This is a genomic window from Saccharothrix sp. CCNWYY140 (genome assembly GCF_037401995.1).
Taxonomy (GTDB): domain Bacteria; phylum Actinomycetota; class Actinomycetes; order Mycobacteriales; family Pseudonocardiaceae; genus Actinosynnema.
In genome coordinates this window covers 54441-67476 of the sequence record NZ_JBBEGC010000038.1, presented here as the reverse complement: position 1 = coordinate 67476, position 13036 = coordinate 54441, and the positions used below count along the sequence as shown (strand labels likewise).

The window sequence follows — 13036 nt, the reverse complement described above, 5'->3', positions numbered from 1 at the left end:
GCCGCCCGCCCGCCCGCCTGCCGCCGCCCGCCCGCCTGCCGCCGCCCGCCCGCCTGCCGCCGCCCGCCTGCCGCCACCGGCCTGCCGCCACCCGCCACGGTCGCTGGTCGTGTGGGGCTGGTGGCCGCCGGCGGGAGGCTGCCGCTGAGGCTCGCTGCCGTGGGGTCGCTGGCGGTGGAGGGGGCTGCTGGCGGGTGGGCCTGCTGGCGGGCGGTTGGCGAAGGTGCGAGCTGTCGGCTGCCGTCGGGTGGCTGCCGGTGGTGTTGGGCTGCCTGGGAGCGGCTGCTGGTGTGGGGTTGTTGGCCGGTGGCGGGCGGCTGGTCGCGTGGGCTGGCGGCCGGTGGTCGCGTGGGCTGCCGGCCGGTGGGCGCGTGGGGGTGGCGGGCGGTGGGCGCGGTTGTCGGTCTTGCGCTGCCTTTCCGGTGGTCGCCGGCGGGCTGCTGCTGTGGTGACCGGGTGGCCTTGCCGTCCCGTCCGCCGTTCCTAATCACGGTATCGCGGGAGATCGTGAGAAGTTGCGGATTGTGTATGTCACACGATCGGGTGTAGATGCCGCGAGTGCTGTTTGGGCAGGTCAGCGGCGGAGGTCGCGGCCGATTACGAGGCGTTGGATTTGGTTGGTGCCCTCGAAGATCTGGAGGACCTTGGCTTCCCTCATGTATCGCTCCACCGGGAAGTCCCGGGTGTAGCCGGCGCCGCCTAGGACCTGCACGGCATCCGTTGTGACCTTCATGGCGGTGTCGGTGCAGATCAGTTTGGCGATGGCTGCCTGCCTCGTGAAGGGCAAACCCCGGTCGCGGCGGCGGGCTGCTGCCAGGTACGTGGCGCGGGCCGACTCCACGGCTGCGGCCATGTCTGCCAGGAGGAATTCCAGGCCCTGGAAGTCGATGATTGCCCGGCCGAATTGGGTGCGTTGCTTGGCGTATGCGACCGCTTGATCCAGGGCTGCCTGGGCCAGGCCTACGCCGCATGCGGCGATGCCAAGCCTGCCGGAGTCCAAAGCGGACAGTGCGATCTTCAGGCCGTCGCCCTCGGAGCCGATCAGGCGGTCGGCATCCACCTGTACATCCTCGAAGAGGAGTTGGGCGGTGATCGAGCCGGTTAGGCCCATCTTGCGTTCGGGGGTCGCGGCGGTGAGGCCGGGAGCGTGGCCGGGGGACAGGAAGCACGAGATGCCCTGGCTGCCGGTGTCTGCGGTGCGGGCCATGAGGGTGTAGAAGTCCGCCGCGCCGGCGTGGGTGATCCACGCCTTCGTGCCGTTCACGACGTAGTGGTCGTCCTGCTTGGTGGCGCGTGTGGACAGTGCGCCCGCATCTGAACCCGCGTGCGACTCGGACAAGGCGTACCCGCCCAGCTGCTCGCCGCCGAGCATGTCGGGCAGCCACTTCTCCTTCTGCTCCTCGGTGCCGAAGGTCGCCAGGGCGTAGCTGGACATGATGTGCACGGACAGGCCCACGCCGACCGACATCCACGCCGACGCGACCTCCTCCAGCGCCTGGAGGTACACCTCGTACGGCTGCTCGCCGCCACCGAAGCGCTCCGGGTACGGCAGGCCCAGCAGTCCAGTCTTGCCGAGCAACCTGAACTTGTCCCTGGGGAAGCGCTCGTGCTCCTCCGCCTCGGCCGCGTGCGGCGCCAGCTCGTCCCGGGCGATTTCGCGGACCAGGTCCAGCAGGTCCTCGGCCTCGGTGGTGGGCAGCAGGCGTTCGGCGGGCATCGTCGACCTCCGAGAGACGGGTGAGTACTAGCAACAGTACTGTAGGACGTACGCCAGTACTGTCGCCAGGGAGTGTGACAGAGTTTCACCATGACGTCCTCGATCGTGCGCAGGCCGCTCACGCCCCGGCAGGTCGACCTGCTGAGCAGGCTGGAGCAGCTCGTGTTGGCCGAGGGGTTCGCGCACTTCACGCTGGACGACCTCGCCGCCCGCCTGCACTGCTCCAAGTCCACCCTGTACGCCCTGGCCGCCAGCAAGGAGCAGCTCGCCGTCCGGGTCGTCGGGCGGTACTTCAAGGGTGCTGCCGAGCGCATCGAGCAGCGTGTGGCCGAGATCGGGGACGTGCGGGCGCGGGTCGGGACCTACCTCGCCGGGGCCGCCGAGGAGCTCAGGCGGGCGTCGGCGCAGTTCATCGCCGACGTGTCGGCCTTCGCGCCCACCCGGTCCACCTACGAGCGCAACGCGCGTGCGGCGGCCGAGCGGATCCGGTCGTTCATCCAGGAAGGTGTTCGGGAGGGCGTGTTCCGCGAGGTCCACGCCACGCTGGTCGCGGAGATGGCGGGGCTGCTCATCGAGGGCATCCAGACCGGTGTGCTCACGCGCCGCGCCGGGGTGACCGACGCCGAGGCGTTCACCGCGCTGGGTGAACTGCTGTTGGACGGGCTACGCAGAGAACGGAGCCAGGCGTGATCGTCGTCGCGGGTGAGTCGCTGGTCGACCTCGTTCCGACCCCGGAGGGCCACCTCGCGCCCCGGCTGGGCGGCGGGCCGTACAACGTGGCCGTCGCCGCGGGTCGGCTGGAGGCGCCGGTGAGCTTCCTGTCCCGGATCTCGACCGACCTGTTCGGCGACCGGCTGGTGGAGCGCCTGCACGCCTCGAACGTGCGCACCGACCTGGTCCAGCGCGGACCCGAGCCGACCACCCTGGCCGTCGTGGGCCTGACCGAGGACGGCTCCGCCCGGTACTCCTTCTACGTCGACGGCACCGCCGACCGGCAGGTCACCGACCCCGGCCCGCTGCCCGACGGGGTCCGCGCGGTCTCCTTCGGCACGTTGTCGCTGGTCCTGGAGCCGGGCGCGAGCACCTACGAGCGGGTGCTGTGGCGCGAGTCCGAGCGCGGCGCGCTGACCGTGCTCGACCCGAACATCCGGGCCGGGCTGATCCGCGACCCGCTGGCCTACCGCGACCGCTACGACTCGTGGCTGCCGCACGTCGGCCTGCTCAAGGTGTCCGTCGACGACGCCCGCTGGCTCGCCGAGCTGCCCGACGACGCCCCCGAGGGGGACGTGCTGGAAGTCGCCCGGGACTGGCTCGCGGCGGGTCCCGCGGCCGTCGTGCTCACCCGGGGTGGCGACGGTCTCGCCGTGCTCACCGCCGAGGACGTGATTCGCGTCCCACCGACCCCGGTGACGGTGGTCGACACCATCGGCGCGGGGGACACCGTGCAGGGCGCGCTGCTGGCGTGGCTGCACCACCACGACGCCCTGTCCACCAAGGCGATCCGTGGCCTGGACGGAGGGAAGTGGGCCGACGCGCTGGCCTTCGCGGGCGCGGCGGCGGCCATTACCTGCTCCCGGGCCGGCGCGGAACCGCCATTCAAACGCGAGCTGGAGATGACCTAGCTCTCACCCCTCTTGAGGTGGAGAAACACGGCGAAAGGGCTACGGTGGGGGATGCACGCTAGCCACCGTGCATCCAGGTGTGATGCCGGTCCCACCTCGCAGAATCGGTTCATGCCGCGGCTGTGGAGCGGGTTGTCCGCCGACTAGCGTGGCACAACTGACAGGACCCCAACGGGGTGGTGCTGCGGTGCGGGGACGCCTCACGTCCGCGCGCCCTGACGTGCGAGAACCCGCACGGGGCCACCCCGCCCTAGCGTGAGAGGGACTCTGAATGCCCGACGCGACGACTGCGCCGAACGACACCCGTACCGTCGCGCTGCGCCATCAGGGCGGAGAGCACGAGATGAAGGTAGTACCGGCCACCGAGGGTGCGCCCGGTATCGATCTCGGCAAGCTCCTGGCCACCACCGGCCTGGTCACCCTGGACAGCGGCTTCGTCAACACCGCGTCCTGTTCGTCCGAGATCACCTACATCGACGGTGACGCGGGGATCCTGCGCTACCGCGGCTACCCCATCGAGCAGCTCGCCCAGCGCTCGAACTTCATCGAGGTCAGCTACCTGCTGATCTACGGCGAGCTGCCGACGCAGGCGCAGCTGGACGAGTTCTCGTCCAAGATCAGCAGGCACACCCTGCTCCACGAGGACCTGAAACGGTTCTTCGACGGCTTCCCGCGCGACGCGCACCCGATGCCGGTGCTGTCCTCCGCGGTGTCCGCGCTGTCCACCTTCTACCAGGACAGCCTGAGCCCGTTCGACGCCAACCAGGTCGAGATCTCCACCATCCGGCTGCTGGCGAAGGTCCCGACCATCGCCGCGTACGCCTACAAGAAGTCGGTCGGCCAGCCGTTCCTCTACCCGGACAACTCGCTGGGCCTGGTGGAGAACTTCCTGCGCATGACCTTCGGCTTCCCCGCCGAGCCCTACGACGTGGACCCGGACCTGGTCCGCGCGCTGGACCTGCTGTTCGTGCTGCACGCCGACCACGAGCAGAACTGCTCCACCTCCACCGTGCGCCTGGTGGGCTCGTCGGAGGCCAACCTGTTCGCCTCCATCTCCGCCGGCATCAACGCCCTGTTCGGCCCGCTGCACGGCGGCGCGAACAGCGCGGTGCTGGAGATGCTGGAGAAGATCCGGGCCGAGGGCGGTGACGTCGAGGCCTTCGTGCGCAAGGTGAAGAACAAGGAGGACGGCGTCCGCCTGATGGGCTTCGGCCACCGGGTCTACAAGAACTACGACCCGCGCGCGGCGATCATCAAGAAGACCGCCGACGAGATCCTGGGCAAGCTGGGCGCCGACGACCAGCTGCTGGACATCGCGAAGAAGCTGGAAGAGACCGCGCTCGCGGACGACTACTTCATCGAGCGCAAGCTGTACCCGAACGTGGACTTCTACACCGGCCTGATCTACCGGGCGATGGGCTTCCCGACGAAGTTCTTCACGGTCCTGTTCGCGCTGGGCCGCCTGCCCGGCTGGATCGCGCACTGGCGCGAGATGATCAAGGACCCGGCCACCAAGATCGGCCGCCCGCGCCAGATCTACGTGGGTTCGCCGGAGCGCGCCTACGTGCCCGTGACCGAGCGCTGATCGACCCGACTCCAGGCCCGTGCCCCCGTGGGGCGCGGGCCTTTTGTCTGTCATGCGGGCTGTCCGGTGCGCTTTTAGGGTCGCGGTGTGGATTCCGCGACCGTTGTCTGGTTCCGGCGCGACCTGCGGGTGGCCGACCACCCCGCCCTGCTCGCGGCGGCCGAGCGGGCGTCGCGGGGGCTCGCGCTGTACGTGCTGGACCCGCGGCTGCTGGGGGTGGCGGGCCGGCCCCGGGTGGACTTCCTGTTCCGGTGCCTGCGCACGCTGGACGCGCGGCTCGGCGGGCGGCTCCTGGTGGTGTCCGGCGACCCGGTCGAGGTGGTGCCGGAGGTCGCGGCGGGCGTGGGGGCGCGGTCGGTCCACGTGTCCGGTGATGCCGGGCCGTACGGGCGGGAGCGGGATTCCGGGGTGGCCGAGCGGGTCGAGTTGGTGCGGGTCGGGTCGCCGTACGCCGTGACGCCGGGGCGGGTGGTGAAGGCGGATGGCAGTCCGTACCGGGTGTTCTCGCCGTTCCGGAAGGCTTGGCAGGAGCACGGGTGGCGCAAGCCGGCCGACACGGACGAGTCCACAGTGGACTGGATCGAGCCGGTTGGTGGTGAGCGGCTGCCGAAGGGGGAGCTGCTGCCGGATGTCCTGGAGTTGTGGGAGAAGTTCCGGGACGAGCGGTTGCCGGACTACGCCGAGCACCGGGACCGGCCGGACCTGGACCGCACCAGCCGCATGTCGGCGTTCCTGCGGTGGGGCGTGGTGCACCCGCGCACGTTGCTGGCGGATTTGGGGCGGGACAAGGGTTCCGCCGCGTTCCGGTCCGAGTTGGCGTGGCGGGACTTCTACGCGGACGTCCTGTGGCACCAGCCGGACTCCGCGCGGCGCAACCTCGACCGCCGGTTCGACCGGATGGAACTGGACCACGACCGGGAGCGGTTCGCGGCCTGGTGCGCCGGGCGGACCGGCTACCCGTTCGTGGACGCCGGGATGCGGCAGCTGCTGGCCGAGGGGTGGATGCACAACCGGGTGCGGATGGTCGTGGCGAGCTTCCTGGTCAAGGACCTGCACCTGCCGTGGTGGTGGGGCGCCCGGCACTTCATGAAGCACCTCGTGGACGGCGACCTGGCGTCCAACCAGCACGGGTGGCAGTGGGCGGCGGGCACGGGCACCGACGCCGCGCCCTACTTCCGCGTGTTCAACCCCGTCACGCAGGGGGAGAAGTTCGACCCGGACGGCGACTACGTCCGCCGGTACGTGCCGGAACTGCGGGACGTCCGGGGCCGCGCGGTCCACCAACCCCGCGACCCGATCGTCGACCACGCCCACGAGCGTCAGGTCGCCCTGGCCCGGTACGCGGCCATCAAGGGTTAGCCCCGGGCAGGAACTGCACGCGGACCGTCTCGTCGTAGGGCACCACGACGGTCCGCCGGGCCTGGTCCCACCGCTCGGGCACCAGGAACAGCCGTCCGCCGGCCTCGGTCAGCAGCCGCAGGCCCTGGCAGCGGAACCGGAACGGGTGGCCGGCCTCGGCCGGCAGGGCGAACTGCTGCACGCCCGGGAAGCCCTCCGGCAGGTACAGCGGCTGCTGGAGGTCGAGGACCACGAGTGGGTGGGTGTGCAGTTCGCCGGCCATCTCCTGGGCGCGGCCACGGCCGTACGCGCCGGCGAAGATGTTCGTCGTCCAGAACAGGCCCAGCACCACCAGGCCGGTGAGCGCGGTGAGCACCAGGACCTCCGAAGGCGAGCGTCTGCCCCGCCTGGGCCCCCGGTACGTCCACACGGCATAGGCGACCAGCGGCAGCCCCAACCCCAGGCACACGGCGGTCAGGCCGGGCACCTCGTCCCGGGACACGCTCACGAACAGCACGCCCACCACGGCCCGTCCGAACGCCACCGCGCCCACCACCGCCAGGACCACGGCCAACACCTTCGTGACCCGAGTGAGGCGGCGCTTGTGCAGTGCCTGCACGCCCCGGTGCGCGAACAGGCCCGCCATCAGCACCAGCAGCAGCCCGGCCAGCGGCGGGAAGACCACCTCGGTGCCGAGCAGGAGCAGTTCGGCGGTGGACAGGTCCAGGGCACCAAGATCGACGCCGAAGTGGCGGTACCGGGTCAGGGTCGAGACGTAGCCGAAGTAGAACAGCAGCGCCGTGGCCAGCGTGGTGGGTGCGGCGACGGCCGCGAAGGACTGGACCCGGTCCAGCAGGCCGGGCTGGTCGGCGGGCTTCATCGGGACGTGGACGTCGGCGTGGTCGTGGTGGTGGTCGTCGTCGTGGTGTTCGGCTTGGGGCAGCCGTCTTCGAAGTTGTGCTCCTCCGCCTTGCACGGGTGCCACACGGTCGTCACGGTCTCCTTGTGGCTCCATTCGATGGTCACCGGTTGTGCCGGGGACGGCCTCGCCGCGACCACCCGCGAGTTGTCGCACGGCGCGGCGTTCGTCGTCGAGCAGGACGCACGCAGGGTGAGGGTCACGGTGGTGTCGATGCGCTCGCCGGGCGGTCTCGTCGCCACGATCGGCACCCCGCACCGCGCCCGGTCGAGGGTGTTCGGCGGCGGGAAGGTGAAGCTGCGGCAGTCGCCGATGCCACCGGACCGCTCGCAGAGTCCCTGCGCGTCGAACGACCCGTGCTTGACGGTGGTGTTGGAGAAGTCGACGGCCACCACGGTGATCGGCACGGAGATGCCGCCGTCCCACGCGAAGGTCTTGCAGTCCACGTGGGTGGGTTCGTCGGTGAACAGGTCGAACACCGGCGGGTCGTTGGACCACGGCGTGTCGGGGGTCTGGCCGTCCAGCCGGGCCGTGCCGATGGTGATCGTGAGCGGCCCGCGCCCGGTGGTCGTGGTCGTCTCGGTGGTGGTCTCGGGCGGTGACGGGTCGAGCGTTCTGATGCCCGTGGTGAGCGTCGTCGTGGTGGTGGTGGGTTCGGGTGCGGGCGAACCGTTGCAGGCGGCCAGCAGCAAGGCGCACAGCGCGCCCACGAGCCTGGCAGCGACCATCGCGACCGCCTCCCTCACGGAGGATGCGTCCACCCGTGGGATCGGCTCACCGGCCGCCCGGATTACCTGCTATCACCCGATCGAGGTACCCCTGGTCGGGCTAACGCAGGTCGAGCTACCGCAGCACGTCCCGCAGCCGCACCCGCGCCCCGGTCCGCAGGACCGCGTTCGCGTACACCCGGCCACCCAGCCACGTGATCGCCGCGATCGCCGCCAGCGCCAGCACCACCGCCAGCAGCACCTGCCACGTGGGCGCCACGCCCATCGCCATCCGGCCCGGCATGAGGATCGGCGCGAACGGCGGCAGCACCGACAGGACCGCCACCAGCGCGTCCGACGCGTCCTGGATCATCAGGTTGATGCCGACCACGAACGCGATCACCACCGCCATGCTGATCGGCGTCAGCACCGACTGGAGTTCCTCCTGCCGCGACACCAGCGACGCCGCCGCCGCGAACACCGTGGCGTAGAGGAAGAACCCGAGCAGGTACCACAGGACACCGGTCGCCAGCGCGCCGCCGGCCACGCCGGTCACGTCGATCACGCCGGACACCGACGACAGCACCAGCCCGGTCGTCCCGATCAGCAGCAACTGCGCCAGCCCCACCAGCCCGAGCCCCAGCACCTTGCCCAGCAGCAGCTGCCACGGCCGCAGCGTCGACAGCAGGAGCTCCACCACGCGGCTGGACTTCTCCTCCACCACGCCCTGCGCCACCATCGTCCCGTAGACCAGCAGCGAGTAGTACAGCAGCGCCGCGATCACCAGTCCGATCGCCAGCCGCTGCCCGCGCTGGGCGTCCTCGGGCTCCAGGGCCACGACGTCCACCGCCGCCTGCTCGACGTTGCGCGCCACGGTCGCCGGGTCCAGCCCCGCCTCCGCGAGCTGCGCGTTGAGCACCTGCTGCTTGACGATCAGGTCGATGGAGTTGCGCAGGTCGTCGCCCAGCCGGTCCTTGACCACCACCCGCAGCCGGTCCGGCGCGCCGGTGACCAGCGCGTCCAGCTCGCCCGCCCGCACCCGCGCCTCGGCCGCCGCCACGTCGGCGACGTCCACGGTGACCAGCTCGCGCCCGAACGACCCCGCCGTCACCTTCAACGGCTCGGCCAGCACGGTCGCCTGCCCGCTCAGGCCCACGGTGTCCCGCTCGGACCGGTCGAACAGGACCGTCTGGAGCAGCACGTACCCGGCGAGCACGGCGATGATCACCAGCGTGCCGACGACGAACGAGCGGGTCCGCACCTTGCTCAGGAACTCCCGCCGGGCGACCAGGAACACCGCCCGGTTCGGGGTGAGGGTGGTCATGCCGCGTGCTCCTCGGTGACGACGCTGCGGAACAGCTCGGTCAGCGTCGGCCGCCGCCGGGTGAACTCGCGGACCGGGCCGGTGGCCAGGGCGGCGTGCAGCACGGCCTGGTCGTCGGCGTCCGGACCCAGCTCCAGCGTGGTGCGCGTGCCCTCGACGGCCACGGTCCGCACGCCGGCCAGGCCGTCCGCCCACCCGTCCGCCGCGTCGGGCGCGTCCACGACCAGGTTCACGCTGCCCCCGGACCGCAGGTCCTCGACCGTCCCGCAGGCCACCAGCGACCCGGCGCGCACGATGCCGACCCGGTCGCACAGTCGCTCCACCAGGTCCAGCTGGTGGCTGGAGAACACCACCGGCACGCCCGCGGCGGCCTTCTCGCGCAGCACCTGGCTCATCACGTCCACCGCCACCGGGTCCAGCCCGGAGAACGGCTCGTCGAGCACCAGCACGTCCGGGTCGTGCACCAGCGCCGCCGCCAGCTGCACCCGCTGCTGGTTGCCCAGGCTGAGCTTCTGCACCTCGTCGTCGCGCCGGTCGCGCAGGCCCAGCCGGGCGATCCAGTCCTCGGCCGAGCGGTGCGCGGCGCCGGTGGCCATGCCGTGCAGCTCGGCCAGGTACACCAGCTGGTCGAGCACCTTCATCTTCGGGTAGAGGCCGCGCTCCTCGGGCATGTAGCCGATGCGGCGGCGGGTCTCCAGCGTGACGGGAGCGCCGTTCCAGCGGACCTCGCCGGCGTCGGCGGCCAGCACGCCCAGCGCGATCCGCATGGTCGTCGTCTTGCCGGCGCCGTTGCTGCCGACGAACCCGAACAGCTCGCCGGCGCGCACGTCGAAGGTCATGTCCCGGAGGGCGACGACCGGACCGTAGCGCTTGGAGACCCGGTCGACCTCCAGCACCCCCTGTGCCACGCGTGCCCCTCTCTCTGCGTCCCAGCCGTACACCGTCTCAGCCGTACACCCGCGTGGACAGCGGCTCGAACGGCTCGCGGCTGAACACCGCTTCCACGGGCAGGCCGAACACCTCGCAGATCCGCAGCGCCAGGTCCAGGCCGGGGTAGTGGTCGCCCCGCTCCAGCGCGCCGATGGTCTGGGGGTTGACCCCGACCGCCCGCGCCAGACCCACCCTGGTCATCCCCCGCTCGACCCGCAGCACCCGGATCCGGTTGTGGATCCGCCGTTCGACGTCCCGGCGTGCCGGACTCATGCTACGAAGTGTTGCGAAAACCCAACAGAACGGCAAGTAAACAATTCACACAATAGGCCGAACGGCGGTATCCAAGCCGGGCGGGTACGGAAATCACGATTCGGTGAAACGATACGTTGCCCGGAACCGAATCTGGGAGTTGACCGGTCGAATGTGTCGCGGGCCGCAAACCCGGCGTTCCCTGGAGGGGTGACCTATGGAGCCGATCGAGCCGGACGAGTGGCTCAAGCAGTACGGGCAGAAGATCGAGCAGGCCAAGCGCAACGCCGAGCAGGCCCAGGCCCAGCTCGGTGACGTCGGCGGCAGCGCGACCTCCCCGGACGGCCTCATCACCGTCAGCGTCAACGCCTCGGGCGCGCTGACGAACCTGATCCTGCGGCCCGGCCTGCGCGGCGAGGACCCGGAGCGCATCTCCGGCGCGATCATGACCGCCGTGGCGCAGGCGCAGCGCACCGCCGCGGGCCAGGTCGTGCAGATCATGACCGACTTCGTCGGCGACGGGCCCGCGCTGGACTTCGTGAAGCAGAACATGCCGAACGGCTATTCGGGTGACGAGCCGGAGCCGGCGGAACCGGAATCGGAGCTGGAGCGTCGAGACACCAGGCCCGATGACGAGTACTTCACCAACCCACCCGACGTGATGGCCTGAGCCAGGGGGTAGAGGACCATGTTCGTGTCGTTCCAGGTGAGCCCGGAGGACATCCGGGCGCACGCCGGCACGGTCGACCAGTTCGCGCAGCGGATGCTCGCGGCCACCAAGACCGCCGACCCGTCGCTGTCGACCGAGGCCTTCGGCATCTTCGGTTCGTTCCTGGCCTCCTTCCTGCTCAAGTCGGCGGGTCAGTCGCAGGACATCTTCGGCCAGGCCACCGAGACCATCGCGGACATGTGCCAGGGCCTGCGGGAGGTCGCCGACCTCTACGAGAACGTCGACCTCGACAACGCCTTCGGGTTCAACGGAAAGGCACGCGGATGAGCACGCAGGCCACGACGCAGGGACGGGACCCGTCCCACCTGATCGGCGATGTGCAGGGCACGGTCGCGGCCGTCGAGCGCGGCGACTGGGTGCAGGCGGGGCTGGGCATGGCCAACACCGCCATGAGCATCGTCGGCATGGCGTCCAACCCGCTGTCGGGCTTCCTGTCCGCCGGGTTCAGCTGGGCCATCCAGCACGTGGACTTCCTGCGCGAGCCGTTCGACGCGCTGCTGGGCAACCCGCAGGCGATCCAGAAGATGTCGAGCGACTGGGCGTCCGCGGCCAAGCAGATCGAGGGCATCGTCGCCGACTACCGGCGCACCGCCGTCGAGGAGACCCGCGGCTGGCGCGGCCGGTCGGCGGACGGCTACCGCGAGGCGGCCAAGAAGCACGCCTCCGGCCTGGAGACGCTGAGTAAGGCCGCGCACGGCATCTCCAACGCCGCCAAGGGCGCGGGCGAGCTGGTGGCGCAGGTCCGCAAGACCATCATGGACCTGATCAGCAAGGCCGTGTCGGACATGGTCATGAAGATCATCCAGTGGCTGTCGGTGTCCTGGCTGACCTTCGGCGCGTCCATCGCGGCGGCGATCGCCGACATCATCCAGATGGCCGTGAACTACGCCAAGAAGCTCGCGGACTTCCTCCAGAAGCTCGGCAACTCGCTCAAGAAGCTCATCGACCTGATCAAGCAGGTCGTGCAGATCATCAACACCGCCAAGCAGATCCTCCAGGCGATCACCGCGATGACCCACTCCAACAAGGGTGGCGGCGCGGGCGGCGGCGGTGCGGGCTCCCGGCCGTCGTCGGGTGGCCTGGGTCTGACCGAAGAGCAGCTCAACCACATGGACCGCAACGCCAACGACCGCTACACGTCGGGCAACGGCGGCGGCGGCACCAACACCAGCGGTGTGGGCGCCGGCTCCGGTGGGCCGCAGGTGAGCCGTCCGCCGACGCTGGGCGGCACGCCGACCGGTGGCGAGTGGGGTTCCGGTTCGGGTTCCGGCGGCGGCTACACCCCGCCCGGCGGCACGGTCAGCCGTCCCCCGCAGGTCGGTGGCGGCTCGGCCGGTCGCGGCGGGAGCGGCGGCAGCGGCGGTGGCGCGAGCTCCGGTGGCCACTGGGAGCCGGGCCGGTGGGTCCCGGCGGCGTCGGGCTCGACCCCGCCTCCGACCACGCTGCCCGGCGGCATCCGCGACACCACGTACGCCACCAACACGACCCTGCCCTACGTGCCTTCGGCCAAGCCCTTCTCGACCCCCGACCTGCCCACGTCCGGTGGTAGCGGCGGCGGGGTCGGCGGCGGCGGTGGCGGCGGTATTCCGGGTGGTTTCGGTGGTGGCGGCGGTGGCGGTCTCGGCGCTTCCGGTGGCGGCGGCGCCGGTCAGACCCTCCAGGCCGGTGGCGCGTCCGGCGTCCTCCCGCAGGGCTCGGGCGGTGCGGCCGGCGGCGGCGTGCCGGGTGGCGGCGCGGGTGGTCGGGCCGGCGGCATGGGCGGCGGCATGATGGGCGGCATGATGCCGCCGATGGCGCCCCAGGGCGGCCAGGGCGACGGCAAGGACCACCAGCGCAAGGTCCGGCTGGAAGGCGAGCCGCTGATCGACGAGCCGCCGAAGGCCGCGAAGCCGATCATCGGCGAGTGACCTGA

Annotated in this window: 13 protein-coding genes; 7 read left to right on the top strand and 6 right to left on the bottom strand. The window is 71.1% G+C overall.

Going from position 1 to position 13036, the window contains the following annotated elements:
- Positions 1 to 574: 574 nt before the first annotated feature.
- On the bottom strand, positions 575 to 1717 hold the full coding sequence (locus WBN91_RS18945) for an acyl-CoA dehydrogenase family protein (RefSeq protein ID WP_337723761.1): 1143 nt from the start codon (positions 1715 to 1717) through the stop codon (positions 575 to 577).
- 90 nt (positions 1718 to 1807) lie between these two features.
- Between WBN91_RS18945 and WBN91_RS18940 the strand changes: the two genes are divergently transcribed.
- From WBN91_RS18940 to WBN91_RS18925, 4 genes are all read left to right on the top strand, one after another.
- Positions 1808 to 2407, top strand: coding sequence for a TetR/AcrR family transcriptional regulator (locus WBN91_RS18940; protein WP_337723760.1), 600 nt, complete (start codon positions 1808 to 1810; stop codon positions 2405 to 2407).
- Positions 2404 to 3339, top strand: coding sequence for a carbohydrate kinase family protein (locus WBN91_RS18935; RefSeq protein WP_337723759.1), 936 nt, complete (start codon positions 2404 to 2406; stop codon positions 3337 to 3339). The genes WBN91_RS18940 and WBN91_RS18935 overlap by 4 nt, the downstream gene beginning before the upstream one ends.
- 271 nt (positions 3340 to 3610) lie before the next feature.
- Positions 3611 to 4924 carry a citrate synthase gene (locus tag WBN91_RS18930; protein WP_337723758.1) on the top strand — a complete coding sequence of 438 codons (1314 nt, stop codon included), beginning with the start codon at positions 3611 to 3613 and terminating at the stop codon, positions 4922 to 4924.
- A gap of 87 nt (positions 4925 to 5011) precedes the next feature.
- Positions 5012 to 6283 carry a cryptochrome/photolyase family protein gene (locus WBN91_RS18925; protein WP_337723757.1) on the top strand — a complete coding sequence of 424 codons (1272 nt, stop codon included), beginning with the start codon at positions 5012 to 5014 and terminating at the stop codon, positions 6281 to 6283.
- Here the strand turns inward: WBN91_RS18925 and WBN91_RS18920 are convergent.
- From WBN91_RS18920 to WBN91_RS18900, 5 genes are all read right to left on the bottom strand, one after another.
- A complete protein-coding gene (locus WBN91_RS18920) occupies positions 6273 to 7247 on the bottom strand; it encodes a hypothetical protein (RefSeq protein WP_337723756.1) in 975 nt (324 codons plus the stop codon). The genes WBN91_RS18925 and WBN91_RS18920 overlap by 11 nt on opposite strands.
- Complete coding sequence (locus WBN91_RS18915) at positions 7139 to 7909, bottom strand: hypothetical protein (protein WP_337723755.1); 771 nt, start codon at positions 7907 to 7909, stop codon at positions 7139 to 7141. Before WBN91_RS18915 ends, WBN91_RS18920 begins: the two co-directional genes overlap by 109 nt.
- A gap of 115 nt (positions 7910 to 8024) precedes the next feature.
- The gene (locus WBN91_RS18910; protein WP_337723754.1) at positions 8025 to 9212 is read right to left on the bottom strand and encodes an ABC transporter permease; all 1188 of its coding nucleotides are present in this window, start codon (positions 9210 to 9212) and stop codon (positions 8025 to 8027) included.
- On the bottom strand, positions 9209 to 10051 hold the full coding sequence (locus tag WBN91_RS18905) for an ABC transporter ATP-binding protein (protein ID WP_443217748.1): 843 nt from the start codon (positions 10049 to 10051) through the stop codon (positions 9209 to 9211). The genes WBN91_RS18910 and WBN91_RS18905 overlap by 4 nt, the downstream gene beginning before the upstream one ends.
- 106 nt (positions 10052 to 10157) lie before the next feature.
- On the bottom strand, positions 10158 to 10415 hold the full coding sequence (locus WBN91_RS18900) for a helix-turn-helix transcriptional regulator (RefSeq protein WP_121223365.1): 258 nt from the start codon (positions 10413 to 10415) through the stop codon (positions 10158 to 10160).
- A 196-nt stretch (positions 10416 to 10611) separates the two neighbouring features.
- Between WBN91_RS18900 and WBN91_RS18895 the strand changes: the two genes are divergently transcribed.
- Genes WBN91_RS18895 through WBN91_RS18885 form a run of 3 tightly spaced genes read left to right on the top strand, consistent with a single transcriptional unit; the run spans position 10612 to position 13031 of the window.
- Positions 10612 to 11064 carry a YbaB/EbfC family nucleoid-associated protein gene (locus WBN91_RS18895; protein WP_337723752.1) on the top strand — a complete coding sequence of 151 codons (453 nt, stop codon included), beginning with the start codon at positions 10612 to 10614 and terminating at the stop codon, positions 11062 to 11064.
- Positions 11065 to 11082: 18 nt separating this feature from the next.
- Positions 11083 to 11391: a type VII secretion target gene (locus WBN91_RS18890; protein ID WP_337723751.1), complete on the top strand. Its 309-nt coding sequence runs from the start codon at positions 11083 to 11085 to the stop codon at positions 11389 to 11391.
- Positions 11388 to 13031 carry a WXG100 family type VII secretion target gene (locus WBN91_RS18885; protein WP_337723750.1) on the top strand — a complete coding sequence of 548 codons (1644 nt, stop codon included), beginning with the start codon at positions 11388 to 11390 and terminating at the stop codon, positions 13029 to 13031. The genes WBN91_RS18890 and WBN91_RS18885 overlap by 4 nt, the downstream gene beginning before the upstream one ends.
- The last annotated feature ends 5 nt before the right edge of the window (positions 13032 to 13036 follow it).